1 tRNA gene is annotated in these 291 nt (G+C 62.9%); it reads right to left on the reverse strand.

Annotated elements, in window-relative coordinates:
• Nucleotides 1–114: 114 nt before the first annotated feature.
• Nucleotides 115–210 (reverse strand) — tRNA-Sec (locus AAEZ09_RS28020).
• Nucleotides 211–291 lie beyond the last annotated feature (81 nt).

The raw sequence follows: 291 nt of genomic DNA on the forward strand, positions 1-291 counted from the left end.
CTCCTATCCCTGGAAAGAAAAGCCGCGATTGTGACGCGCTTCGCGCTGGAGCGCGATGGCTTTTTGATATTGCGAAGTGAGGCGGGCTGTCGCAGGGTGGTGGCGAGGGGTAGATGGCGGAAGGCAGTGAGAGTCGAACTCACCCGGGAGCGGCTGCCGCCCCCAACCGGGTTTGAAGCCCGGCCGCACCACCGGGTGCGATTGCCTTCCTTATCTGGTCTTGATGTGAGAAAGGAAGCGGCGACCAGCCTACCCCAGGCCTGACTGGATCGCCAACGCGCTGTCTTGGCG

The sequence above is a fragment of the Pseudomonas sp. 65/3-MNA-CIBAN-0223 genome, from assembly GCF_040310425.1.
Classification (GTDB): domain Bacteria; phylum Pseudomonadota; class Gammaproteobacteria; order Pseudomonadales; family Pseudomonadaceae; genus Aquipseudomonas; species Aquipseudomonas gregormendelii.